Here is a 23,133-nt window from a genome sequence, read left to right as displayed (position 1 = left end):
GTGTCATTATTATATCCGGGATGGATTATGAGTGTCAACCCACAAAATCGTTCTTGTATTTTGCGCAATATCTGGCTATAATAGTAATAACAGACCGAATGGTCTGTTTTTAAGGAGTTCCGATGCGAAAGGGCGAAGTTACGAAATTTGCGGTTATTCAATCGATCGCTCCCATCTTTAATCGACTGGGATTCGCCGGGACAACTTTAGAGGAATTAATGCGGGCGTCCGGGCTGCGAAAAGGCGGCGTCTACCATCACTTTCGCAGCAAGGAAGACCTGGCGATTCAGGCGTTTGAGTATTCCGTGCAGATGATGCGTGAGTATTGGATTGCCGCCATAACGCGGGAGCCGGACGCCGCCGCCCAGTTGCGCGTCATCATCGACACATTTGAGATGCTCTTTGACGATTCTCTGATCGCCGGCGGCTGCCCGCTTATGAACGCCGCTCTCGACTCCGACGACGCTTATCCATGGCTGAAGGAGAAGACGCGCGCGGCGTTCGACGACTGGCGCTGTTTAATCGCCAGCATCGTTCGAAAAGGTGTCGCGGCTGGACGCTTCCGACCGGAGACGGATGCCGATGGCGTTGCCTGGATTATGATTTCCGCCCTCGAAGGCGGACTCGCTCTGTCGCGACTCAACGGCGATTTGCAGGCGCTGAAGTCGGTTTCCAGCCATTTAGGGCGCTATATCGCCGCCGAGTTAATCTGCGAATAATTTTTTTGCATGAAAAACAGACCGTTTGGTCTGTTCTGTTCCGTTCTTGGAGGATCCTCAAATGTTTTTGTCTCTCGCCGCGCGTCTTTTGCCGATCAACATGATTTTCAACACGATTGTTTTCCTGCTGGCGTACCGAACGTATTTGCGTCCCGCATTGACACGGCTTGGACCAGAGCGGGTATTGCGTCCTATTCTGCTGCTTCACGCCACGAGAAATTTGGGATTGTTGTTTTTGACCCCGGGAGTAGTGCTTCCCGGCTTGCCCGCGCGTTTCGCCTATCCGGCGGCGCTGGGAGATGTGCTGACGGCCGTTCTCGCGCTGATCGCTTTCGCGGCGCTCGCGTCTGAAAACCGGTGGCGCTGGACGCTGATCTGGCTGTTTAACATCCTTGGCTCTCTTGATCTGCTGGAGGCGATTCTGCAAGCGGTTCTTTCAAACGCGGCTCCGATGATGGGCGCCGCATATTGGATTCCCGCCATCTGGGTTCCCGCGCTGCTTGCGACCCATTATGTCGTTTTTGTGGTGCTGATCCTGCGCCAAAAGCAGGAGACGACTAACGCCCATGCCGTCGCAGCAAGTAGATAAAAAATGGCGCGCCTAAGAAGGCGGTGATGACGCCGACGGGGAGTTCGCGGTTGTCGGGCATGACGCTGCGGGCGAGGGTGTCGGCCCAGACCATCAAGAGGGCGCCGCCGACGGCGGCGATGGGGAGGACGCGGACATGATCGGGGGTTCCGGCGAGGCGGCGGGCGGCGTGGGGGACGATGAGGCCGACGAAGCCGATCATGCCGGAGAAGGCGACGGTGGAGGCGGTGAGCAGGGACGCCGTAACGATCAGCGTGCTCTTAAAACGCTCGGTATCCACGCCGAGCTGCTTGGCGGATTCCTCGCCGAGGGCGAAGACATTCATGGCGCGTGATTGCGTGAACAGCGCCAATGCGCCGAAGAGCAGAAAGGCGGCGGCGATGGCGCATTGCGGCAGAGTCGAGTCTTGCAGGGAGCCCATCAGGCGGTTCAGCGTGCGAAAGGCGTCGTCGGGGCTGCTGAGCTGAAGGATCAGGGTGCTGACGGCGCCCAGAAACGCGCTGACGACCACGCCGCCAAGCAGCAGGCTCGTGACCAATACTTGACCGCCGCGCCGCGCCATGCCGTACACCAGCGTCATCGCGGCGATTCCGCCCGCGAAGGCCGTGAGCGGCGCGGCCGCGCCGCCCAGCACATTCTCCGCGTGCTTCAGATAGGCGATCTCCGCGCCGACCGACGCGCCGCTGGAGACGCCGACGACATAGGGGTCCGCAAGATCGTTGCGCAGCAGGGATTGCAGCGCGACGCCCGACGTCGCGAGCGATCCGCCCACCACCATCGCCATCAAAATTCGCGGCAGGCGCAGGCTCCAGAGGGTAATGCGCGCAGGGTCGATGTCGGCGCTGTCGAGGTTCGGCGGTCCGTGGCGCAGGGCGGCGAGCACTTGCACGGGGCTGTAATGCACCGCGCCTAAGCCGGCGGCGATCACGGCGGAAAGAAACAGCGCCCCGAAGAGCAGCGCGAGCATGACCCAGGCGCGTCCGGCCCTTGCCCCATGTCCGGTCCTGGCGCGGCGGTGATCCTGCGTTGGCGGGGCGGCGGCGCTCACCGGCGGTCTCCGTAGAGCACACGCGCGATGTAAAGCGCGGCGTCGGCGAGGCGGGGGCCGGGGCGCTGGATCATCTCGCCGCCGTCGCCTGCGACGCGCCCCGTGCGGACCGCCGGCAATTGACGCAACGCCGGATCCGCGCGGATGGCGCTGAGATCTTGATCGTCGGCGAAGATCACGCTGGGGGGATTGCTGAACAGCAGCTCCTTGGAGTATTCGGCGTAGCCCTGAACGCCGTGCGCGACGTTTTCGCCTCCGGCGATCGCCACCACGTCATCGACAAATGTTCCGCGACCCGCCGTCCAGAGCGGCCGCAGGGTCGCGACGAAAAATACCTTGGGATGCGTCCCAGGCCGGTTTTTTGCAAATGACGCCGCCTGGCGCCGCTTGCTTTCCATGCCGGCCACAACGGCTTTCGCCTGCGCCGCGCGACCCGTCGCGTCGCCAATCACGATCAGGCTGCGCTCGACCGCCGCGAACGAATCTGGATGCACGACGAAGACCGGCTGGCGCAGCTGCCGCAAACGTAAAACAGCGCTTTTCTCCGCGACCTCATCCACCACGATCAAATCCGGCTTCAGCGAAACGATCTTCTCGTAGTTCGGCCGGACATCGCCGATCTTCGTGATTTTCTTCGCCGCCTCGGGATAATCGCAGTACATCGTATCTCCGACGACCTTTCCGCCCAGTCCCAGCGCGAACAGCATCTCCGTGACGCCGGGCGACAGCGAGATAATGCGCTTTGGCGCAGGAGCGGCGAGCGCAGGCGCTGTCTTGGCTTTCGCGTGAGCGACGGGCGCGGCAAAGGCAATCAGCAGGGCGGCAAAGGCGGTAAACGGACGACATTTCATGAGGGTAACTATGGCCGTCTGGCGGTAAGTTTGTCAAGGGCCGGAGCGTCTTGCGCTCTCGACAAACTCGGCGCATTCCGCTACAATTACAATAACGGAAACCCCCAGTGAGGCGAAACTTTGGATCTACTATGGAAACTGCTGCAAATCGATAGTCCCTCCGGTGACGAAGGCGCGATGGCCGACTGGCTTGTCGCGGAGATCGGGACGAATATGCCCGAAGTCCGTGTCGAGCGGATTGGGGACAGCGTGATCGCGGTGCGCGGCAAGGCGCCGACCGTCGCGGTGTTCGCCCATATCGACACCATCGGCTTTACGCTGGGGTACGACCGGCAACTGATACGGATCGGCGGACCGGCTCCCAAGGACGGCGTGAAGCTGCGCATGGCCGGCGGCGATGCGGTGGGAAAGCTGCGTGTGGGAAAGGCGGGCGCTTGGAAGCTAGGGGGCAAGACCGACGCCGCGCCGGGAACGCGCTGGGTGTATGCGGCGGAGCCGAAGCAGTCCGGGGACGAGATCGTCTCGCCGTATCTGGACAACCGGGCGGGCGTCTGGGCGGCGCTGCAAGCGCTGACGCGCTGTGAGAATGTCGCCGTGGCGTTCACGACCGGCGAAGAGCATTCGGGGCAGGGCGCCTATGTCTGCGCCCGGCGATTGTATGAGGGGTATGCGATCTATCAGGCGCTCATCTCGGATATCACCTGGGACACCAAGCATGTGCATTGCGGCGACGGCGTCGCCATCTCGCTGCGCGACAGCATGACTCCTCGGCAGCGCTATCTGGATCGCATACTGGCGCTGGCGGAGCTGAGCGGCGTTTCGTATCAGAGGGAGATCGAGTCGAGCGGCGGGTCGGACGGAGGCTACATTCAGCGCAGCGGCTGCCCGATCGACTGGGTCTTTGTCGGCGCGCCGCAGAAGCACCCGCACACATCCGCCGAACGCGTCCGGATCTCGGATCTGAACGCGATGGCGGACATGCTGGTGTCGCTGGTCAATGGGCTGCACGAGCTCTGAGACGCGGTGGATTACTTCACGCCGAGCTTCGCCAGATCCGCGGCGACCTCGGAGAGATGGCTTTCGTCGAATCCGATATAGTGCGCGGAGATCGAGCCGTACTTGTCGATCAGATAAACCGTGGGGAGCGCGGCGACTTTATACTTGCCGCCGGCGACCGAATCGTTGGTGTCCAGCGGATCGATCAGGAACGTCGAAGTATACTCGGGGTGCGCCTTGAGGTACGCGCTCCGGTCCTCCGGCTTGTCCAGAGTGTTCACCGAAAGCACGACCAGCCCTTTGGTGTGGTACTTGTCGTAGACCTTCTGGATGCTCGCCAGCGCGGTTTTACTCGGCTCGACGGCCGATGACCAGAAGTCCAGCAGAACGGCTTTGCCGCGCATGCTGGAGAGCGTCACGGATTTTCCCGTGGTGTCCAGAAGCGTGAAGTCCGGCGCGGGCGTCCCTACCGGCAGCAGGATCGGCTGATCGGCGGGCAGCGGCTGCGGCTTGAACAGCGCCACATCCTTGGGAGGCCGGGCGCTGAAGTCCTTGTCGGCCTTGTCGCCGGTCTTGTAATCGCTGAATGTGATCTTGAAGTGCTTGTCGCCGTCCGCCAGCGTCACCTGAACCGGGTAGCCCGTTGCGGACGCGATCCACAGATAGGCGTCGCCTCCGCCGTTGTTGACTTTGATCTTGTGCGAAGGCACGCCGTTGACGGTTTCCGTGCCCACATCCTCAAGGCCGTTCACGGCGGCGACGGCTTTGGGATTGAGCAGGATCGGCGTCGCGACCGTGGTGGCGAGGCCGAAGCGGAGCTGCGGCAGGATGTCGGATGTCCTGGGCGGCGCTTCGGATTTTGTGTACGCCTTGCTGGTCCATTGCCACAGGTTCTTGCCGTCGGAGACGAGAGTGGCCTCGGAGCCGTTGCTGAGATGACAGGAGACCAGCGCGAGGTTAGGCTGCGCCAGCGCGTAGTGGGTTTTCTCGGAAGGCAGCCCGCCGCTGCTGTCCATGGCGACGTTCAGGGAGATCGCTTGCGCGTTCCCCACGGCGTCGACGTACTTTTGCACGATGGCCGGAGGCTTCGAGGCCGTGGGGGCCGTGGCCGCCGTCGCCGGGCCGGCCGTCAGCGTCGCCGCGGCGAACAGAAAGACCGGAGACTTGACTATCATAAGGCTCATTTCTTTCTTGATGGGGTCATTCGGGAACGGTCAATTGTCGATGGCGCAGCCACCGCCGCAGCAGGACGGCGCGCCGCAGGAAAACGGCTCGGAGGACTTGCCGCCGGCGCCGCTTCGGATCACGGGAGCGGCCATCAGAGAGATCTTGCGCGCGACTTTCACGCCGGCGCACTGCGGGCAGGCGGCGGGGCTGTCGTCGCGGCGGCTCGCCGGAACCAGCGCTTCGAAATCCGTGTGGCAATCGCGGCAAACATACTCGTACAGGGGCATCGGTCACCTCGGGGAAATCGACGCAGATTTGAATGCGTCCTTACTCTCTATTATAAACCTTTGGCGAATCCGCTGTCAACCGGCGGCCGCGTTGACAAACGAAATCGGCCGTAGGTAGAATGGCTGATGACGCCGGCGATCCGCCGCCGTGAGGTCCCCATGAACCATTCACCCCTTTTGAGCTTTCAGCAGCGCTTTTCCTTCACAAATACGAAGCTCGTTCTCGTCTCCGCCGTCGGCGGTGAGTGGGAGCTTCCCACTTTCTACGATCCGAGCGGCGCCTGGGCGGAGTACGACGCGGCCACGCAGCCGGGCGGCGCGGGGCTGGCCGACCGCTCCTGGCGCTCCGTGCTTCGCGTGCGCGGCCGGGACCGTTTGACCTTTTTACAGGGGATGGTTTCTCAGGATGTCGCGAGTCTGGCGCCGGGGCAGGGCGCGCACGCCGCGCTTCTGGACAGCACCGGGCATATCCTGGCCGACCTGCGAATCCACGCGACGGAAGACGCCGTGCTGATCGACGCCGATCCTCGCTGCGCCGCCCGCGCGGCGGAGCTACTCGATAAGTATTTGATTATGGAGAAGGCGGTCGTGGAGGATGTGACCGACCAGTGGGGGATCCTCTCCGTGATCGGTCCGGGCGCGCGGGCCCTGCTCGAAAAAACTTACTCTCTGACCCTCCCTAACGATCTGGCGGTTCTGGGCCATGCGCCGCTGACGATCGGCGGAGGGCCGGGCTTGATCGTGCGCCACCCGCTGGGCGATGTGGCGGCGTACGATGTTTGGGCGCCGCGCGCGTCGCTTGTCACGGTCTGGGAGGAGCTGACGAAGTCCGGCGCCGTTCCGGTCGGCGAGCAGGCGCTGGAGATGCTTCGCGTCGAGGCCGCGATTCCCGCGTGGGGCTCCGAGCTCGATCCGGCCGTGCTGCTGCCGGAAGCGGAGATGGCGGACGCCGTTTCCTATTCCAAGGGCTGCTATGTCGGCCAGGAGATCGTGGCGCGGATCCATGCGCGCGGGCATACAAATAAGGCGCTGCGCTCGGTGCTGTTCGGCGACGACGCCCGGCCCGCCGCCGGCGATTTGATTTACGACGTCTCCGGCGAGAGTGAGATCGGCCGCGTCACCAGCGCCGCGCTGTCCCCGCGCTTTGGCGGCCGCGCGCTGACGCTGGCGTATGTGCGCAAGGAGCACTTTGACCCCGGTTCGGAAGTCGCCGTCCGAAACGGTCATGGCGAGCTGCTGTCGGCCAAGATCGTCGCGCCGCCATTCTCCGAGCTGACGCACGAGACGGTCTGAACTATTCTCAGTAAAATGACGACATAAAGGAGTCCAGCGGCGCGCCGAGCGCCGCGAACGCAAATATGGAGCGAGTGGAATTTGAAGGCTGGAAGAACAGCGTTCGTCTGAGCAACGGCGAGACCGAGCTGGTGGTCACCACGGAAGTCGGCCCGCGCATCCTGCGCTATGGCTTCGTCGATGGACCGAACGCGTTCCATGTGATCGAGCCGGGCCAGGGCGCCGGAAGCGACAAGTTTGTCCCCTACGGCGGGCATCGGTTCTGGATCGCGCCTGAAGCGAACCCGCGCAGCTACGATCCGGACAACGTCCCGGTCGAGACCGTGGAGATGCGCGGCGACACCCTTTACCTCGCCAACCCCGTGGAGAAGGTTTCAGGCTTCCGCAAGGAGATCTTTGTGACTCTGGCGGGGCAGGGGAGCGCGGTCAAAGTCGCGCATCGCCTCACCAACCACAACGTATGGCCGGTGACGGTGTCCGCATGGTCGCTGAACATCGTCGCGAACGGCGGTTATGTCGTGCTTCCCCAGGAAGAGTTCGTTTCGCATGACGACTACCTGCTGCCCGCCCGCCCGCAGGTGCTCTGGAAGTTCACCGACCAGGCCGACCCACGCTGGCGCTGGGGCAAGAAGTACGTCACGCTGGCGCAGTCCGCCGCCGAGGACAACCCGCAAAAGGTCGGCGTTTATAACACTCTGGGCTGGTCGGCGCACGTCACGCCCGAGCAAGTCTTCATCGCCAGCATTGATGTCGATCCGCGCGGCCCAGGAGCCCTCCCCGACTGGGGCTGCAACTATGAGACCTACACCGACGGCCCCTTCCAGGAGCTCGAATCCCTTGGACCGCTGACTCAGGTCGAGCCCGGTGAATTCGTGGAGCATGTCGAATACTGGACGCTCGCGAAAACCGCGCAGATCGCCAACGACGACGCTAGCCTCGACGCGCACCTCGCGCCGATCGCCGCAAAGACCAAACAAGAACTCGCGGCGGCGTTCGGGCGCTAGAGAGGGCAGAACCCGCGCTGGCGTTCTCGTGGCAAACCCACCCCCGGCCTTCGGCCGACCCCTCCCGCCGACGGGAAGGGTTTGTAGGATTGCCTCTTACGAAAGCCGCCTGCGATAACACGCTCTGAAATCACCCTTCCCGCCGGCGGGAGGGGTCGGCCGCAGGGCCGGGGTGGGTTTGCAAGGGATGGGTTTGCCACGAGAACTCCAGCGCAGGTTTGCCTGGGTCGGCCGAAGGCCAGGGTGGCTTTGCAATGGGCCGAGGGCAGCGCAGGTTCGCAGTCCGCAAAACAAAAAAGAGCAGGACGATTTTGCAATCGTCCTGCTCTTTTTCTGATATCGGTTTAGCTTACACCCCAGCAGGCGTGGGGGCGGCGGACGGGCCGCTGGGGGCTGGAGCGGCGGCGGGGCCGGTCGGAGCCGGAGTGGGCGTCGTGGCGGCCGGAGGCGTCGCCTCGGGAGCGCTCAGGTTCGAAGCCGGGGGCGCCGTGTCGGGAGCCGAGGCCGGCGCGTTGGGGACTGGGGCGGCTGCGTCCGGAGTCGGCGGAGGCGTCATGGCCGGCGGCGCGGGCTCGGCGGTGGGCGCGCCGGGGGCAGTGTAGGTGACGCCGCTGGTCTTGCGGTCCAGGTCGCCGTTCTTGATCAGGAATCCCAGGACAAAGGCTCCGGCTACCACCCACACAAGAATCACCAGGGTTCCCCAGTTATAGTTGCTCGTGCTGGTGTCCTGCTGTTGTGCACTCATCGCGTCTCCTCATTCCGTCGAAATTTCGTTGATACGCTGATTTTACCTCAGAGAACGCCGGGATGGTTGCCGCGATCGCGGAGACACAAGATTACAGCCCTCTCCGCGCAGGACGGAAAGGGCTGCTGTTTCTCAGAGATCTCCCGTAAATCGGGCGCGATCTCTCGTTTACTGTCCGGCGCCGCCGCTGTTGGACGCGGGGGCGCTGCTGCTGTCCGACGGGCTGCTCGCGGCCGGAGCAGAGGCTCCCGGGGCGCCGGGAGCTCCCGGAGCGCCAGGGGCTCCGGCAGGGCCGGGCGCTCCCGCGGGGCCGGACGGTCCAGGCGTCGGGACCGGAACCGGAACCACCTGCGTTTGCGGCGGGCTGGACGGCGCCGTGACCGTAACGTTGGATGGAGCCGCTACGGGGACGGCGGTCTGGTTGTTGTTATAAACGAGGAACCCGATGACGATCACCGCGATCACGACGACGGCGATGACGGCCGGACCCCAGCTTGAACCGCTGGATCCTGTTTCTCCCTGATTGACGCTCATGTGCTGATACCTCCGTGTAATATGCTAATCGTGTCCGTTGTTTTTCCTGCGAACTTGATTAGCTTCTACCCCGGATCGTAAATCGTCCAAACGTAACGGCCCGTGAAGATCGCCGCCTGGAATGTAATGTTTGCCGAGCGGCGGATTTCGTGCAGGGATTTTGCATGGGAGAGTGGTAAGTGTCTCTGCAATGAAGGTGTATTTTGCCAGGGAACTCGATCGAGAGTGGAAACGACGAGCCGTGATTGCGGCGGCGGCGTTTCTGCTCGTACTGAGCGGCTGCGCGGGGCGGGCGCAGCGCGCTCGCGAAGAGGAGCTGGCCCGGGAAATTCAGCAGTCCGGCTCCATGAGCAAAGCCGAGGCCGAGCGTTATGCGCGGCTGATGACGCAGGTCATCTACGAAGACCAGGGAATTTCTGGCGTCGACGCGCAATGGCTGCTCTCCACGACGGAGGCCGCCGGAACAAGCGAGCAAAAGTATCAGCGGATGCAGAGCGCCGGATGTGTGTTTATGGCCCTGAGACCTCAGCGCATACCGCTGGCGGCGCGAGACAGCGTTTTCAAATTTGCGGCGAAACTGGCGACGTACAGCGATCCCGCTGTGAAGGACGAGAATATCACCAGCTTTCAATATATGGCGTGTAATATCTTTCGGAACCTTGGCGACAGCCGCGCGCTGCCCTACGTGAATCTGCTTTGCGCCTCGACGAGCCCCATCGTGCGAACGCGCGCGCGCCACGATATTCGGCTGTTCACCCATCACCTTCGGCCCGGAGAAGCGCCATGAGATTATGGGACGAGCGACGTGTTCAGCGCCAGGCGTTTACGCTGATCGAACTGCTTATTGTGCTCGCCATCATGAGCATCCTCGCCGGAATCATCCTGCCGGTGGTCGCGCGTGCGCGTGAAGCCGGGCGCAGAACCCAATGCCTGTCCAATTTGCGGCAGATCAGCCTGGCCGCCCAGGTCTATTCCCAGGATTACGACGACAAATTTCCCTTCGGCGGAGATCCCGGCGACCTGGACACAAACGGCTGGGATTTTACTCCCTATATGGACGTTATCTCGGAAATGGACCCCATCCAGGAAGTCCTGGCGCCTTATACATCGAGCCCGCAAGTGTGGCGATGCCCCTCGGATACTGGCTACACCGCCTATCCGTCGCTGATCGGGAATCCAATGCCGCTGCTTGCCTCTCCGACGGCGTTTGACAAATTCGGCGACAGCTACGGTTACGACACATATCTGGCGCTTCAGCAGCTATCCCTTTCCACGGTGACCTCGGTTGACAGCGCCGGGGCGGCGCATGGAGCATCGGAGATCTTCTTGTTCGAAGACAGCGTGGGCTCCTGGCACGGCGGCCGTTTACTTGGAGCGGCGCGTTATAACATCGTGTTCGTGGACGGGCACGCCGTGAGCGTGGACGAAGCGCATGCGCGGCGATTTTCCACACTCACATTGTCGATGAAATAATGCCCGCATCGCCTCTGACAAATCCTGCTCTTGCGCACGCGATCCTCGTGCTTCGAGTACAATGAAGTCGCTTCCCCGCGCGAAGCGATGTGTTATAGGAGGACTGTTCGTGTTGCACCGTCATTTGCAGAAAGTTCTTTTTGGTCTCGCCTGCGCCGTGATCGGCTCGGCGAGCGTCGCCGCTCCCAAAAAGACCGTCCCGCTCGCCGGTTCGCCGAGGGCGGCGAGCGCCAAGGCGAGCCGCTTTACTTTTGTCGCGTACGGAGATACCCGGAGCCATCCGGAGGTTCATCGCACCATCATCAGCCTGATCGTGGCGCAGAAGCCGGAGTTCGTGCTGCAAAGCGGCGATCTGGTGTCCGATGGGCGCAACCCCGCGCAATGGGATGAGTTTTCCGAGATCACCAAGCCGCTGCGCGACGCGCATATCGCCTACTATCCGTCGCGTGGGAACCATGATGTCGGCTCTTACTATCAAAAGTTCGTCACGGAGCCGTTCGAGGCCGGCGGCAACAAATATTACTACGCCTTCACCCGGCATAAGAACCATTTCATCGTGCTGGATGAGTTTCAGGATTACGATCCGGGCAGCGCTCAGTACCAGTGGCTCGAACAAGAGCTGATCAAGGGGCAAAAGACGGCGGTGAACACCTTCGTGCTGTTCCATGAATCGCCGTTTTCCGTGGGACCGCATGGCCCGACGGCGGAGGCTCAGCGTTACATCCACCCGCTGTTCGTGAAGTATCGGCCGCGCGCCGTCTTCTGCGGACACGACCACCTGTACTACCGGACGACGCGCGACGGCGTGAACTACCTGGTGACCGGCGGCGGCGGCGCTCCGCTCTACCAGCCCGACAACGCCAGCTTGGCGATCCCTGGCGATGTGTATGTGAGCACATACCACATCATTCGCTGCGAAGTCGATGGAACACAGCTCAAGGGAACCGTGATTACTCCCGACGGTAAGGTGATCGACACCTTTATCTTCAAACCCTGACAGTTTGTTCTCTGGAAACACCCGCCGGCGATCGCCGGCGGGTGTTTCGTTTTGCGGGACAGGCAAGCGGGTAGATAATAAAAGGTCTCATGAACGCTCCACCCATAAACAGTGAGGAATATCACGCATGTCGCAGCACGTCAATAAGAATAAACAGAATACTCATCGACGCAGTAAGAATCCCCTGGAGAACGATGCGGTTCTCGATTCGGTGATTGCTGAGGATCTGACGGAGCGTAATATTGCGCTGGTCGCGCAGATCGATAAATCGGCCATGGCGAGGCGCTCCCCCACCGACCGAGTTGTCGATATCATCACGGCTTTCTGCGGCAGCATGAGCTTCGTCTGGGTGCATTTGATCTGGTTCGGGGGATGGATTTTCGTCAACGTGACGCCGGGGCTGGGCAAGCATCTGCACTTCGATCCCTACCCATTTCAGCTGCTGACGCTGGTGGTGTCGCTGGAGGCGATCTTTCTCTCCACGTTTATTCTGATCAGTCAAAACCGTCAGGGGCATCTGGCCGACCGGCGCAACCATCTGGACCTTCAAATCAACCTGCTCTCGGAGCAGGAGAATACGAAGATGCTTCAGATGCTGGAAGCGATTCAGGATCACCTGGGAATTAAAGTCAGCGATCCCGATGTCGCCTTCATGGAATCCGAGATAAAACCGGATCATCTGGTGGACCGTATCGAAAAGGTCATCGAGACGAACCCCACCGTGCAGGAGACGCTGGCCGGCATCGTCAAGAACGCGAATTCGCAGAAGTGAGACGCCCGTGAACTCCCAGATCGATCCCGTGACGGAAACGACCGACATGATCGCCGCGATCTACCAAAAAGCGGAAGACGGTGTCGATTGGCATCAGCGATCGGTCGAGCGCGTGGTGGCGACCCTTGGTCGGCCGATGTTTCTCTACGTTGTCCTGGGATCGATCGCCCTCTGGATCGGCTACAACGAACTGGCGCCGCGCGAGCATTGGAGACTCTTCGACAGCCCGCCGTTTTCCTGGCTCCAGGGCTGCATTAGCCTTGGCGGCCTCCTCATCGCAATCGTCATCTTGATCAGCCAAAACCGGCAAGGAAAGCTCGCGGAAAGCCGCGCCCAGCTCGATTTGCAGGTGAACCTGCTCGCCGAACAAAAAGTCGCGAAACTGATCGCCTTGGTCGAGGAGCTGCGCCGCGACCTGCCCAGCGTGCGCGACCGCCGCGACCTGGAAGCCGAGGCCATGGCCTCGGCGACGAACCCGGAGCAGGTGCTGGCGGCGCTGGAGGAAAAGGTGCGCGAGGCCGCGCCCGAGTCTCAAGGTCCGCTCACTGCGGCCGTGGACGCCCTGCGCGATTTCCAGAATTCCAAGAAATGAGCTGATTTCGCGCTGCTAAGTTTTTCAATCATTTCAACGATACCCCGCCTCCATACTACGGCGATTTGCTTCCGGGCGATTGGCGCCCGACCGCGCCCAATGTCGGCGTTTCCGCCTCGCTGTACTGGTATCAATACATCACTCCGTTTGCGCTGACCAGCGCGTCCCAGTTTCGCTCCGGTCCGCCGCCGGCGCTTAACAGCGCCCGGTATGCGGCCGACGTGAACGAAGTGAAGGCGCTGGGAGGTCTCGTGAGTTCCGCACGCACTCCGGCCCAAACCCAGATCGCACTTTTCAACAATGACGCGATTGGGATCCACTACAATCGGCTTGCGAGAACTCTCGTGTCGAAGCATGCGGACTTGCTGGACACCGCGCGCTTGTTTGCGCTGCTCAACATCGCGCTCAGCGACGCCTCGGAGTTCAGCGCGGATGCGAAGTACTTCTACAATCGGTGGCGGCCCATCTCCGCGATCAACCTCGCGGATACCGCCGGCAATCCGGCGGTTCAGGCGGATCCGCTGTGGGCTCCTCTGACGGTCACTCCGAATCACCCCGACTATCCGTCACGCCATGCGGCAGGGTCGGGAGCCGGAACGGCGATTCTGGATCACTTCTTTGGGACCCATAAACCGTTCACCGATACATCGACCAGCCTGCCCGGCGTCACTCGCCACTATGAGAGCTTCGACGACTTTCTGAACGAGAATATCGTCGCGCGAATCTACATCGGCGTCCACACGCGCTCCGCGACGGAAGCGGGCGCCATCGGCGGCCAAAAGGTCGGAGAATTCGCAATCGCCACGAAACTTCGTCCACTGTACGGCCACGACGACGCCGGGGTCTTCAACCTCCCGTAGTCGACATACACAAACGGCGGCGCGTCTTCTCCCTGGTCCTTCCAGAGAGGAGGCGCGCCGCTTTATTTTTCTTCAACGGATTACTGTGCGCGATGGAACGCATCAAGCCTCGGCAAGAGGCTGGGGAGCGGCGGCGCTGAGACCGTTCTCGGCCGTGATCGATGTTAGTCCACTTCGGCGAACCGCGCGATGAGCAGGGCGACGTCGTCGGTGAGGCGGACGCGGGTGGCGTATTCGCGGACGTCGCGCAGGAGGGTGTCGGCGAGGATCTGCATGTCGAAGGTTTGCTGGTAGCGATTCGAGGCCATTGCGGCGACGCCGTCCCAGCCGAGCAGGTTTCCGCCTTCGGCGCGGGCTTCCGTCAGGCCGTCAGTCATCATCAGGATGGCGTCGCCGGGCCTCAGGAAGTACTGGCTTTCTTCAAACTCCATAATGCCGATCCCCAAAATCACGCCGGTGGATTGCAGCGCCAGGGGCTTGCCCGGGTCGTCGGCGGTAAGGATAATCGGGGGCTCGTGGCCGGCGTTGCAGTAGACAAGACGGCCCGTCTCGATATCCAGCACGCCGAAGAAGAGCGAGACGAAGGAGTCGAGCTGCGCGTCGATCGCGCGCGCCACGCGGGTCATCACTTCGGCGGGGGACTCGGCGCCTTCCAGCGCGTAGGCGCGCAGGGTCGTCGTGACGAGCGCTGTCTGCGCCGCCGCCTCGACGCCGTGGCCGGCGACATCCCCGATCACAAGGCCGAAGTAGCGGTCGCCGGTTCCCAGCGACATGACATCGTAGAAGTCGCCGCCGATATGGCTGTCGCGCTCGGCGGGCGCGTAGCGGGCTCCCAGATGAATGCGGCCCCCCGCGATCTCGCTCGGCACCTCGGGCAGCACGGCGTGGTGCAGCGCGACCGAAAGGTTCTTCACGCGCTCCAGATCCCGAAACGCTTTCAGCTCACGCTCGCGCGCGTCGGCCTCGCGCAGACGCGCGGCGCGCTCGCGCAGCGTCGCTTCCTGCGCCTGACGCATGGCGTCCTGGGCCTCCGCCAGCGCCCCGGCGAGCTCCGCCGTATGCCGCCGTGTCTGCTCCTCAGCATGCTCCAGATTGTATCGCGTCCGCCGCTCCGCCTCCAGCAGCGCTTCTTCCTGCTGTCGCTTTTCTTTCTCCAATTGCCCGGCAAGCAACAGGTGCGACTCCAATCGCTGCTGAACGACGATCTGCCGCCAGATCAGCACTCCGGCGAGGGCGTGAACGAAGATGCCGACAAACAAATTGAACGGGTTGAAGTCCGTGGTGTGCTTATGGACATCGTCGAGGTGTGAGATGATCCGCATCACGATACTGGCGGACGTAATCGCGACCGTCCACGCCGGCCGCCACGACCAGAGCGTCAGCGCGATACAAACATTGTAAAGCACGCTGACGTGAAAGCGCTCGTCCGCGCGAATATCGGCGGCAAAGATGCCCAGCAGAAGGAGAATATTGAAGACGAGAAGCGCGAGATTCGGCGTCGGCTGCGAAACCGAAGTCTCGTCCGAAACGGCGCTGGTCTGATCTGAGAGTTCCGCAAGCTCCCTGTCCGTTTGTGGGGCGACCGTGTTCATGGCGTATATGAGCTCCGATCCGCGTCCTATCCATAGAGAAAGACGTGCATTGCGAATACTCATTTTCCTACGCACGCCCACGCATAATAGGTTCCAGCCCGTCCATGAAGGGGAAGTTGTCACGGATATCGGACGACAGATACTCATGTTAGTAAAAATATCTCTATAGTTATTGGTAAGCATTGAGGAATATGGTAAAATTCCCTTGTGAATACAAAACGCGACGCCGTTTTGAATACCTTGCGACACAAGGGAATTGTGAGGGCGCGTGACTTTGCCCCGCTCGGCGTGTCTCCCGGCTATCTGAATAAATTAGCGGCTCAGGGCTATATTGCGCAATCCGGGCGCGGCATGTACCGGATGCCTGACGCCGACTTCACGGAGAACCACAGCCTCGTACAAGTCGCCGCGTACTCTCGAGACTGCGTGATTTGTCTGCTGAGCGCTCTGCAATTCCATCAATTGACAACGGCGATGCCCCATGTCGTCTGGCTGGCGATCCGCGAAGGCTCATTCGCTCCGCAGGTTCCAGACTTGGTGACGCAAATCGTGCGCATGACCGCCAAAGGATTTGAGGCGGGTATCGAACACCATGTTTTAGAAGGAGTGGATGTCAAAATCTATAGCGCCGCCAAAACTGTTACGGATTGTTTCAAATTTCGTTCTTCGGTCGGTATGGAGATTGCTATTGATGCACTGAAAGAGGGACTGAGCAAGCGGCGATTTTCCCCGGCGGACCTATATGATTTTGCAGTGATCAACCGTGTGTGGAATGTGATGCAGCCGTACATTGAGGCTTTAAGTTGACAGAAATCAATCGCGCGGACGAGATAAAGTTACAGCTGACATCCATACGGAAATCATCTCGGGAATACCAGGATTTCCAGCGACTGATGGTGCGCTACGCGATGGAGCGATTTCTCTATCGTCTTAGTATCTCGAAGTATCAAGATATCTTCATCCTCAAAGGCGCGATGCTTTTGGAAATCTACCTCAATACGTCTATTCGAACCACGAAAGACATCGATTTTCTGATGTTCGGATATTTCGATACTGGCGCGGTTAAGCAGATGATCACCGAGGTCTGCGAGATTTTGCTTGATGACGGCCTAAGATTTGATATTGAGGGAATTGCTGTCACGGAGGCCGGAGCGGATCGCCCTTACCCGGGTTTTGGCGTGTCTGTACCGGCTAGACTGGGAGCCGCCAGCGTCAACTTTGCCGTAGATATTGCTTTTGGAGAAGCTGTAACGCCAAGAGCCATCCGCGTCAAATATCCCTCGCTATTGGGGTATCCGCAGCCAGAAGTACGAGTTTATCCGCTGGAGACGATTGTTGCGGAGAAGTTTCAGGCAATGGTGCTCTTTGGAGTCGGAAATCGACGAATGAAGGACTATTATGATCTCTGGGCAATTGCCCAGAATTGTGAATTGGACGGCGCCTTGCTGACATTGGCTCTCAGCGCGACGTTTGCGCGTCGCGCCACAAAGCTCCCAGAAAAGATCCCGCAAGGATTGACCGAAAGCTTCTATGCCAACAAGCAGAAGAAACAAAACTGGCAGGCGTTTTTGAAGACTTATAGCCTTCGGAAGAGTTTATCTCTGGAGGCAATCTGCCAAAATGTGGCGGCTTTGGTGATGCCGGCGGTGGAGATCTGTATCGCGGGTGAGGAATGTAATCTGGTGTGGAAATCCGCCGAATGGCGCTCGGGCGACGATTCGGCGGATAATTTCTCAGAGCCGGAAAACACCGAGTGAGGATTACGCGGGTTTGTATCCCAGGGCGAGGCTTTCGCCGGCGAGGACTTTTTTGAGGTAGCGGCCGGTGTGGGAGGCTTCTACCTGCGCGACGTCTTCGGGTGTTCCTTCGGCGACGACTTTACCGCCGCCGTCTCCGCCTTCGGGGCCCATGTCGATGACCCAGTCGGCGGTTTTGACGACGTCGAGGTTGTGTTCGATCACCAGGACGGTGTTGCCGGTGTCCGTGAGGCGCTGGAGGACTTCCAGCAGCTTTTTGGTGTCGGCGAAGTGCAGGCCGGTAGTCGGTTCGTCGAGGATGTACATCGTCTTGCCGGTCGCGCGCTTGGCGAGCTCGGAGGCGAGCTTGACGCGCTGGGCTTCGCCGCCGGAGAGCTGGGTGGCGGGCTGGCCCATGCGGATGTAATCGAGGCCGACATCGTGGATCGTGCGCAGCTTGCGGGTGATCGTCGGCACGGCGTCGAAGAAGACGACGGCCTGGCCGACGGTCATCTCCAGTACGTCCGAGATCGACTTGCCTTTGTACTTCACTTCCAGCGTTTCGCGGTTGTAGCGCTTGCCATGGCAGACTTCGCAGGGGACATAGACGTCCGGCAGGAAGTGCATCTCGATCTTGATGATGCCGTCGCCTTTGCACGCCTCGCAGCGGCCGCCCTTGACGTTGAAGGAGAATCGGCCGCCTTTATAACCGCGCATGCGGGCGTCGGGCGTCTTAGCGAACAGTTCTCGGATCAAGTCGAAGACTCCGGTGTAGGTGGCCGGATTCGAGCGCGGCGTGCGCCCGATGGGGGACTGGTCGATGTCGACGATCTTGTCCAGGTTTTCGATGCCGAGCACGGCGTCGTGCGGCTCCCAGACGTGGCGCGTGCGGTTGATCGTCGTCTGGAGACGCGGGAAGAGCGTTTCTTGAATCAGCGTCGATTTGCCGGACCCCGAGACGCCGGTCACGCAGACGAAGCAGCCCAGCGGGATCTTGACATCCACGTTCTGCAAGTTGTGTCCGTGCGCGTTCTTGATCTCCAGGATCTTATCCGTCGGCTTGCGGCGCTCGGCGGGGATGTCGATCTTATCTTTGCCGGATAGGAACCGGCCAGTGACGCTTTTATTGTTCGCGAGGATCTGCTTGGGCGTGCCCTGCGCGATGATCTGGCCGCCGTGCTCGCCGGCGCCGGGGCCGACGTCGATGATCCAGTCCGCGCTCATCATCGTTTCTTCGTCGTGCTCGACGACGATGATGGTGTTGCCGAGCGATCTCAAATGGAAGAGGGTCTCGATCAGCTTGGTGTTGTCGCGCTGGTGCAGGCCGATGCTGGGTTCGTCCAGGATATAGAGGACGCCGGTCAGGCCCGATCCGATCTGCGACGCCAGGCGAATGCGCTGCGCCTCGCCGCCGGCGAGGGTGGCGGCCGCGCGGTCGAGCGTCAAATATCCGAGGCCGACGTTCAGCAGGAAGCCCAGGCGCGTGTTGATTTCTTTGACGATCTGACGCGCGATGATCATCTGCCGGTCGGACAGCTTGAGGTCCGTGAACCAGGCGTGCGCTTTAGAGATGCTCAGGGCGCAGATTTCACTGATATCGCACTTGCCCATGAGAACGGCGAGGGCTTCGGGCTTGAGGCGGCGGCCACGGCAGGCCGGGCAGGGCTTGTCCGACTGGAACTGGCCGAGCCATTCCTTGACGCCGTCGGACTCCGTCTCGCTCAGACGCTTTTGCAGCATGCCGATGACGCCGGAATAGTCCGACGTGAACTGGCGGTTTTTGCCCCAGCGGTTTTTGAACGTGACGGTGACGCTGCCGGTGACGCCGTAGAGCAGCGCCTGCCGCTGTTCTTCGGTCAGAGTATCAAGCGGCGTATCGTTTTTGAAGCCGAATCGTTCGGCGACGCCGTGAAACAACCCCTGCGCCCACTCGTTTTGTCCGCCGGTCGCGTTGACATAAGGGGCGATGGCGCCGCCGTCGATGCTCTTTGTCCAGTCCGGGATGATCAAATCCGCGTCGAACTCGGTCTTGACGCCCAGGCCATGGCACTCCGGGCAGGCGCCGTAAGGAGAGTTGAACGAGAAGAGTCGCGGCTCGATGTCTTCAAAGTTGAAGGTCGAATCCGTGGCCTCGAAGTTCTCGGCGAACTCAATCGGCTCGCCGCCGATGACATCGAGCAGCACTTGCCCTTTGCCCCACTTCGCCGCCGTCTCGAACGAGTCCGCGAGACGCTTCTCCAGACCCTGCTTTTTGATGACGAGGCGGTCGATGACGATCTCGATGGTGTGCTGCTTGTAGCGCTCCAGCGCCGGGACTTCGTCGGTCGAGAGGTCGTAAATCGTCCCATCGATACGCACGCGGTTGAAGCCTTCGGTGCGGATCTCGTCGATTTCTTTCTTGTACTCGCCTTTGCGGCCTCGGATGACGGGCGCCATGATCTGAACGCGCACGCCTTCTTCGATCTCCAACGCGCGGTCGACCATCTGCTCGACGGTCTGTTTGGTCAGCGGCTTGCCGGTGATCGGATCGTGCGGGATGCCGACGCGCGCGAACAAGAGTCGCAGGTAGTCGTAGATCTCCGTGACGGTGCCGACGGTCGATCTTGGATTTTTTGACGTAGATTTCTGGTCGATGGAGACGGCGGGGGACAAGCCTTCGATGTGGTCCACATCGGGTTTGTCCATCTGCCCCAAAAATTGCCGGGCGTACGCCGACAGCGATTCCACGTAGCGCCGCTGTCCTTCGGCGTAGATCGTATCGAATGCTAGCGAAGACTTCCCGGACCCGGAGAGCCCAGTGATCACAACGAGTTTGTCCCGAGGAATGTCGAGGGAAACGTCCTTCAGATTGTTCTGACGCGCCCCTTGGATCCGAATGCAGTCGGCCATGCCCACCTCACGCAAAAGAAAACGGGCCACATGTTTGCGCCCGTTCGATAAAAACATCTGTTCTGCATGGAGTGTACCATAAGACGGCATTTTGGGTCAAGCAAGCGGAGCGATTTATGGCGCGAACGCCGCCGCAAATTCTGATAGACATGGGATTAAAGCAAGCGCGGAGAGGGTAATCTATTGGGGCTATTGCGGGATCGCCTCGGGACCTATTTCCCAGCCGCGCGAATGCACAGGGGATAGGCCGAAAATCGAACTTATGAAACCACGTTTGTTGTTGATGATCACAGTGATGCTGCTGTGCGCCGCCGCGCCGTCGCAGGCGCGGCGCCGCCGCCACAGCCACGCCGCGCCTCCCCCGCCGCCGCGTTATACGTGGGAGGGCGGAGGAATCAATCTGTCGCCCGTGCTTGTCCAGCCGTATCATCTGCCGACGGATACGGATCCCGCGCAGGCGCTTTATCTGCGCAAGATGAACTTGGAGGAAGGACTGTTCGTCCACAGCACGCGCAGCATCACGAAGCGCGATGTCGATACGCCGGAGCTGTTCGTGCTGGACATCACGCAGTCGCTCGAAGGCGGGTTCGATTCGGTCAACCTCTACGATCGGGGAATCCTGTCGTGGGGATTGATGCAGTGGTCGGCGCGTTCGGGAAGTCTCACGCAAGCCCTGGTCTACGTCAAGCGCCGTCTGCTGGCGACGCATCGGCGGAAGGTGTGGGAGAAGACGTTTGTGGCGAACGGTTTGGATGTGGACGCCAACAATTTGATCGTCTACGGCAAACCCGCCACGACGCCGGAGCAGATCCGCGTGGCGTTTCGAGGCACGGCGAAGGTCTCCCAATTCGACCCGGCGCTCGCGACGCACTGGGCGACGACGATGGCGCGCGCGGGGAGGCAGCCGGATATCGCGTCACTGGAAGTCGATTATGCGAGCAACATCGTGCAGTCGCTGATGCACCGTCGTCTCGATGGGCTTCCGTTCCGTCCAAAAGGGCGCCCCGGCGTGACGCTTGCCGATCTCGCCGGCGATAACCCCTACGATCAGGCGCTGGTCTTTGCCCTCTGGACCAACAACCCGCGTCATTCCCTGGAATACGTCGCCGACGCCGCCCGCGCGGCGCACAGCGTGAGCGAGTACGACGACCCGTCGCAGTGGCCGCCGGGAACGTTCAGCGACGCTCTGATGCGCCGCTGCCAGACTTCGCGCTTCGGCAACTGGCGCCAGCGCGCCAACATCATCCAGGCGCGCGCCCTGTTCGTCCGCACCGCCGCTCCGGGCGATCTTTCGCCCTTCGAGGCGCAATATCAGGTTGTCCTCGCCGCGCGCAAGGCCAAGCATCTTCAGGACATCGAGATCCGCGACGCTGCGCTGGCCTCCAAGCAAGCCGCCGCCGACGCGAAAGCCGCAGCGGAGGCCGCAGTGGCCGCAAACCAGGAAAAAGGCTTGTCCGACGCCGCCGCCATATGGGAAACGGCGAAGTCCCGCGCACGGGACGCCATGGCCGGCGCGATTCCCGCCGATCCCGATCCCGCGATCGTTCCTCTCACCTCCCATTCCATCCATTAGACGGCGGCGCCTCCGGCTAGGAGAAGATGAAGGGCGTCATGTCCGGCATCGACGCCTTCGGCTACTTGTCGCATGATGAGGGCAATCCGGATCTCGAGCGTCCGAACGAGGTCGTCGGGGATCTGTTTGAGCTGGTGAACTCGACTGGACGAACGGTAGATTGAGCGATCTGGTCTAAGACAGGCATCTGTAGGTGCCACTCGTTGGATCTGCGGATGTTTCTCTTGGAGTTTACTTTACTCAAATCGGGAAAATCCCGCCTTAAATATTGCAGCAAGAGGTCCATATTGACCTTGTTCCGACATGGCTCGGTTAATCATATAGTTGCAAAGCGGAATCAGGAAGGGCAGCTCAGGATAGTTCCGGGCATCCTTTCCTAATGTAATGCGCCGCTGGCTTCCCATCAATCCTTCGCTAATTTCCTGTGAATGGACGATGGGGTCTCCTTCGGGATTCATAATAATCATGGCGTCATTGAAGTAGCCAAGGCGCAAAATCCGGCCATCCGCCAGCAAAACCTGCGTCTTCTTGAACGATCCCCACGGCATCGTGGCGACTACGTTCCCCTGACGGTCTTTGACGACAAAGTATGTCCCCATAAGATTGCCTTGCTGGAAAGTCCACTCCCCTTGCTCTGCTTGAACTGAGAATTTCGATAGTCCTTTCATCCTATAATTGATATAGACGTCACCGTCTGCGCTGAACTCAAATTGTCCTAACTTTACGCGCTTCCAAACAAGTTCATTTCCTGGCAATTGACTGAGCGGCTTTAACATCGAGACATCCTTTAGAACATATGAACGCCTGCCCCTATGACGGCAGGCGTATGACACTTATATTTTGCTATCATGGCGTGGCGTCGGGCAAGACGCCAGCTTCCGCGTAAAGCCCTAGCGCCGCCGCGCGCGCTTCTGATTGCCGGCATGCCGTCGGGGCGCCGACATACACATAATAATCCCAGCCGAATCGAATCTGGAAGTCGCCCGGCGCGTCCAGCTTGCACCACAGACCTTCGCGCAGATTGAGGCGAATGATGTCCGCCCAAAGATTGCGTGGGAGCGCGGCGCCTTCGGCGAGGACTCCGTCGTGGATTTCCTTCGGGGTGAGAGCGATATCGCGGAACATATCGTCCGATTTGATCAGGCTGTGGAAACGGATGGACATTTCCGAGATGGTCAGCGCATTTACGCTCGCTTCATCGATGAAGGAGAGGAGCGCCTCGACATATTTGCTTTCGACGGCGTAGTATTCGGGATAGGTCAGCAGTTGTCCATGGATTGTCTGACCGATTTCCGTGAAGAGAGTCCACTCGTCGCCCAGAAAATGGCCTGCCGCGTCGCGCTTTGCGGGGTCGTATTTAGAAATACGCCAGAAATAAGAGGAAGCCATGCCTACTATTCTGCCATATCCGGGCGG

General features: G+C 60.8%; 25 protein-coding genes. 15 read left to right on the top strand and 10 right to left on the bottom strand.

What is annotated here, in order from left to right:
- Window positions 1-122: 122 nt before the first annotated feature.
- Both D5261_RS32195 and D5261_RS32190 read left to right on the top strand, forming a co-directional pair.
- A complete protein-coding gene (locus D5261_RS32195; RefSeq protein WP_119321865.1) occupies window positions 123-719 on the top strand; it encodes a TetR/AcrR family transcriptional regulator in 597 nt (198 codons plus the stop codon).
- A 61-nt stretch (window positions 720-780) separates the two neighbouring features.
- A complete protein-coding gene (locus D5261_RS32190) occupies window positions 781-1,308 on the top strand; it encodes a DUF8737 domain-containing protein (protein WP_119321864.1) in 528 nt (175 codons plus the stop codon).
- Here the strand turns inward: D5261_RS32190 and D5261_RS32185 are convergent.
- The gene (locus D5261_RS32185; RefSeq protein ID WP_119321863.1) at window positions 1,277-2,356 is read right to left on the bottom strand and encodes a FecCD family ABC transporter permease; all 1,080 of its coding nucleotides are present in this window, start codon (window positions 2,354-2,356) and stop codon (window positions 1,277-1,279) included. The genes D5261_RS32190 and D5261_RS32185 overlap by 32 nt on opposite strands.
- The gene (locus tag D5261_RS32180) at window positions 2,353-3,207 is read right to left on the bottom strand and encodes an ABC transporter substrate-binding protein (RefSeq protein ID WP_119321862.1); all 855 of its coding nucleotides are present in this window, start codon (window positions 3,205-3,207) and stop codon (window positions 2,353-2,355) included. The genes D5261_RS32185 and D5261_RS32180 overlap by 4 nt, the downstream gene beginning before the upstream one ends.
- 120 nt (window positions 3,208-3,327) lie before the next feature.
- Between D5261_RS32180 and D5261_RS32175 the strand changes: the two genes are divergently transcribed.
- Entirely contained in the window at window positions 3,328-4,224 is an 897-nt protein-coding gene (locus tag D5261_RS32175; protein ID WP_119321861.1) for a M20/M25/M40 family metallo-hydrolase, read from the top strand.
- An 11-nt stretch (window positions 4,225-4,235) separates the two neighbouring features.
- Here the strand turns inward: D5261_RS32175 and D5261_RS32170 are convergent, their stop codons facing one another.
- Entirely contained in the window at window positions 4,236-5,378 is a 1,143-nt protein-coding gene (locus tag D5261_RS32170; RefSeq protein ID WP_165864253.1) for a redoxin domain-containing protein, read from the bottom strand.
- 39 nt (window positions 5,379-5,417) lie between these two features.
- Entirely contained in the window at window positions 5,418-5,657 is a 240-nt protein-coding gene (locus D5261_RS32165) for an FmdB family zinc ribbon protein (protein ID WP_119321859.1), read from the bottom strand.
- 159 nt (window positions 5,658-5,816) lie between these two features.
- Between D5261_RS32165 and ygfZ the strand changes: the two genes are divergently transcribed.
- Both ygfZ and D5261_RS32155 read left to right on the top strand, forming a co-directional pair.
- Window positions 5,817-6,950, top strand: coding sequence for a CAF17-like 4Fe-4S cluster assembly/insertion protein YgfZ (gene ygfZ / locus D5261_RS32160; protein WP_165864252.1), 1,134 nt, complete (start codon window positions 5,817-5,819; stop codon window positions 6,948-6,950).
- Window positions 6,951-7,015: 65 nt separating this feature from the next.
- A complete protein-coding gene (locus tag D5261_RS32155) occupies window positions 7,016-7,954 on the top strand; it encodes a hypothetical protein (protein ID WP_119321857.1) in 939 nt (312 codons plus the stop codon).
- A gap of 349 nt (window positions 7,955-8,303) precedes the next feature.
- On the opposite strand, the gene D5261_RS32150 is transcribed toward D5261_RS32155, so the two are convergent.
- Together D5261_RS32150 and D5261_RS32145 are read right to left on the bottom strand one after the other, a co-directional pair.
- Window positions 8,304-8,699, bottom strand: a complete 396-nt coding sequence (locus D5261_RS32150; protein ID WP_119321856.1) for a hypothetical protein — start codon at window positions 8,697-8,699, stop codon at window positions 8,304-8,306.
- A 168-nt stretch (window positions 8,700-8,867) separates the two neighbouring features.
- Complete coding sequence (locus tag D5261_RS32145; protein WP_165864251.1) at window positions 8,868-9,233, bottom strand: hypothetical protein; 366 nt, start codon at window positions 9,231-9,233, stop codon at window positions 8,868-8,870.
- Window positions 9,234-9,423: 190 nt separating this feature from the next.
- On the opposite strand from D5261_RS32145, the gene D5261_RS32140 reads away from it, so the two are divergent.
- From D5261_RS32140 to D5261_RS32115, 6 genes are all read left to right on the top strand, one after another.
- On the top strand, window positions 9,424-10,020 hold the full coding sequence (locus tag D5261_RS32140) for a hypothetical protein (protein ID WP_125206025.1): 597 nt from the start codon (window positions 9,424-9,426) through the stop codon (window positions 10,018-10,020).
- Window positions 10,017-10,706, top strand: a complete 690-nt coding sequence (locus tag D5261_RS32135; protein WP_119321853.1) for a type II secretion system protein — start codon at window positions 10,017-10,019, stop codon at window positions 10,704-10,706. The genes D5261_RS32140 and D5261_RS32135 overlap by 4 nt, the downstream gene beginning before the upstream one ends.
- 109 nt (window positions 10,707-10,815) lie before the next feature.
- The gene (locus D5261_RS32130) at window positions 10,816-11,703 is read left to right on the top strand and encodes a metallophosphoesterase family protein (RefSeq protein WP_165864250.1); all 888 of its coding nucleotides are present in this window, start codon (window positions 10,816-10,818) and stop codon (window positions 11,701-11,703) included.
- Between the two features lie 127 nt (window positions 11,704-11,830).
- Complete coding sequence (locus D5261_RS32125) at window positions 11,831-12,475, top strand: DUF1003 domain-containing protein (protein WP_119321851.1); 645 nt, start codon at window positions 11,831-11,833, stop codon at window positions 12,473-12,475.
- Between the two features lie 7 nt (window positions 12,476-12,482).
- Window positions 12,483-13,067, top strand: coding sequence for a DUF1003 domain-containing protein (locus D5261_RS32120; protein ID WP_218025610.1), 585 nt, complete (start codon window positions 12,483-12,485; stop codon window positions 13,065-13,067).
- Window positions 13,068-13,132: 65 nt separating this feature from the next.
- Window positions 13,133-13,927: a vanadium-dependent haloperoxidase gene (locus D5261_RS32115; protein ID WP_119321850.1), complete on the top strand. Its 795-nt coding sequence runs from the start codon at window positions 13,133-13,135 to the stop codon at window positions 13,925-13,927.
- A gap of 164 nt (window positions 13,928-14,091) precedes the next feature.
- Here D5261_RS32115 and D5261_RS32110 read toward each other — a convergent pair whose 3' ends face one another.
- Window positions 14,092-15,519 (bottom strand): PP2C family protein-serine/threonine phosphatase, encoded by a 1,428-nt coding sequence (locus tag D5261_RS32110; protein ID WP_165864249.1) that lies wholly within the window; start codon window positions 15,517-15,519, stop codon window positions 14,092-14,094.
- A 207-nt stretch (window positions 15,520-15,726) separates the two neighbouring features.
- Here D5261_RS32110 and D5261_RS32105 point away from each other — a divergent pair, with 207 nt between their 5' ends.
- Complete coding sequence (locus D5261_RS32105; RefSeq protein ID WP_119321848.1) at window positions 15,727-16,326, top strand: type IV toxin-antitoxin system AbiEi family antitoxin domain-containing protein; 600 nt, start codon at window positions 15,727-15,729, stop codon at window positions 16,324-16,326.
- On the top strand, window positions 16,323-17,276 hold the full coding sequence (locus D5261_RS32100; RefSeq protein WP_119321847.1) for a nucleotidyl transferase AbiEii/AbiGii toxin family protein: 954 nt from the start codon (window positions 16,323-16,325) through the stop codon (window positions 17,274-17,276). Before D5261_RS32105 ends, D5261_RS32100 begins: the two co-directional genes overlap by 4 nt.
- 3 nt (window positions 17,277-17,279) lie before the next feature.
- On the opposite strand, the gene uvrA is transcribed toward D5261_RS32100, so the two are convergent.
- Window positions 17,280-20,144 carry an excinuclease ABC subunit UvrA gene (gene uvrA / locus D5261_RS32095; RefSeq protein WP_119321887.1) on the bottom strand — a complete coding sequence of 955 codons (2,865 nt, stop codon included), beginning with the start codon at window positions 20,142-20,144 and terminating at the stop codon, window positions 17,280-17,282.
- A gap of 262 nt (window positions 20,145-20,406) precedes the next feature.
- Here uvrA and D5261_RS32090 point away from each other — a divergent pair, with 262 nt between their 5' ends.
- Together D5261_RS32090 and D5261_RS32085 are read left to right on the top strand one after the other, a co-directional pair.
- The gene (locus D5261_RS32090; protein WP_125206024.1) at window positions 20,407-21,717 is read left to right on the top strand and encodes a hypothetical protein; all 1,311 of its coding nucleotides are present in this window, start codon (window positions 20,407-20,409) and stop codon (window positions 21,715-21,717) included.
- A 38-nt stretch (window positions 21,718-21,755) separates the two neighbouring features.
- Entirely contained in the window at window positions 21,756-21,881 is a 126-nt protein-coding gene (locus tag D5261_RS32085; RefSeq protein WP_301002370.1) for a hypothetical protein, read from the top strand.
- A gap of 72 nt (window positions 21,882-21,953) precedes the next feature.
- Here the strand turns inward: D5261_RS32085 and D5261_RS32080 are convergent, their stop codons facing one another.
- Together D5261_RS32080 and D5261_RS32075 are read right to left on the bottom strand one after the other, a co-directional pair.
- On the bottom strand, window positions 21,954-22,493 hold the full coding sequence (locus D5261_RS32080) for a hypothetical protein (protein ID WP_119321845.1): 540 nt from the start codon (window positions 22,491-22,493) through the stop codon (window positions 21,954-21,956).
- Between the two features lie 70 nt (window positions 22,494-22,563).
- Window positions 22,564-23,106, bottom strand: a complete 543-nt coding sequence (locus D5261_RS32075) for a hypothetical protein (RefSeq protein WP_119321844.1) — start codon at window positions 23,104-23,106, stop codon at window positions 22,564-22,566.
- Window positions 23,107-23,133 lie beyond the last annotated feature (27 nt).

The organism is Capsulimonas corticalis (genome assembly GCF_003574315.2).
GTDB classification, from domain to species: Bacteria; Armatimonadota; Armatimonadia; order Armatimonadales; family Capsulimonadaceae; genus Capsulimonas; species Capsulimonas corticalis.
The sequence above is the reverse complement of the archived record's forward strand: the minus strand, read 5'-3'. Positions and strand labels throughout refer to the sequence as shown.

Excerpts from the sequence above, each read along its gene's own strand:
- D5261_RS32110 (WP_165864249.1), bottom strand. The coding sequence starts at position 15,519 with ATGAACACGGTCGCCCCACAAACGGACAGGGAGCTTGCGGAACTCTCA.
- D5261_RS32135 (WP_119321853.1), top strand. The coding sequence starts at position 10,017 with ATGAGATTATGGGACGAGCGACGTGTTCAGCGCCAGGCGTTTACGCTG.
- D5261_RS32155 (WP_119321857.1), top strand. The coding sequence starts at position 7,016 with ATGGAGCGAGTGGAATTTGAAGGCTGGAAGAACAGCGTTCGTCTGAGC.
- D5261_RS32140 (WP_125206025.1), top strand. The coding sequence starts at position 9,424 with ATGAAGGTGTATTTTGCCAGGGAACTCGATCGAGAGTGGAAACGACGA.
- D5261_RS32125 (WP_119321851.1), top strand. The coding sequence starts at position 11,831 with ATGTCGCAGCACGTCAATAAGAATAAACAGAATACTCATCGACGCAGT.
- D5261_RS32090 (WP_125206024.1), top strand. The coding sequence starts at position 20,407 with ATGAAACCACGTTTGTTGTTGATGATCACAGTGATGCTGCTGTGCGCC.
- D5261_RS32190 (WP_119321864.1), top strand. The coding sequence starts at position 781 with ATGTTTTTGTCTCTCGCCGCGCGTCTTTTGCCGATCAACATGATTTTC.
- D5261_RS32165 (WP_119321859.1), bottom strand. The coding sequence starts at position 5,657 with ATGCCCCTGTACGAGTATGTTTGCCGCGATTGCCACACGGATTTCGAA.
- D5261_RS32150 (WP_119321856.1), bottom strand. The coding sequence starts at position 8,699 with ATGAGTGCACAACAGCAGGACACCAGCACGAGCAACTATAACTGGGGA.
- uvrA (WP_119321887.1), bottom strand. The coding sequence starts at position 20,144 with ATGGCCGACTGCATTCGGATCCAAGGGGCGCGTCAGAACAATCTGAAG.
- D5261_RS32195 (WP_119321865.1), top strand. The coding sequence starts at position 123 with ATGCGAAAGGGCGAAGTTACGAAATTTGCGGTTATTCAATCGATCGCT.
- ygfZ (WP_165864252.1), top strand. The coding sequence starts at position 5,817 with ATGAACCATTCACCCCTTTTGAGCTTTCAGCAGCGCTTTTCCTTCACA.
- D5261_RS32085 (WP_301002370.1), top strand. The coding sequence starts at position 21,756 with ATGTCCGGCATCGACGCCTTCGGCTACTTGTCGCATGATGAGGGCAAT.
- D5261_RS32080 (WP_119321845.1), bottom strand. The coding sequence starts at position 22,493 with ATGTTAAAGCCGCTCAGTCAATTGCCAGGAAATGAACTTGTTTGGAAG.
- D5261_RS32145 (WP_165864251.1), bottom strand. The coding sequence starts at position 9,233 with ATGAGCGTCAATCAGGGAGAAACAGGATCCAGCGGTTCAAGCTGGGGT.
- D5261_RS32180 (WP_119321862.1), bottom strand. The coding sequence starts at position 3,207 with ATGAAATGTCGTCCGTTTACCGCCTTTGCCGCCCTGCTGATTGCCTTT.
- D5261_RS32170 (WP_165864253.1), bottom strand. The coding sequence starts at position 5,378 with ATGATAGTCAAGTCTCCGGTCTTTCTGTTCGCCGCGGCGACGCTGACG.
- D5261_RS32075 (WP_119321844.1), bottom strand. The coding sequence starts at position 23,106 with ATGGCTTCCTCTTATTTCTGGCGTATTTCTAAATACGACCCCGCAAAG.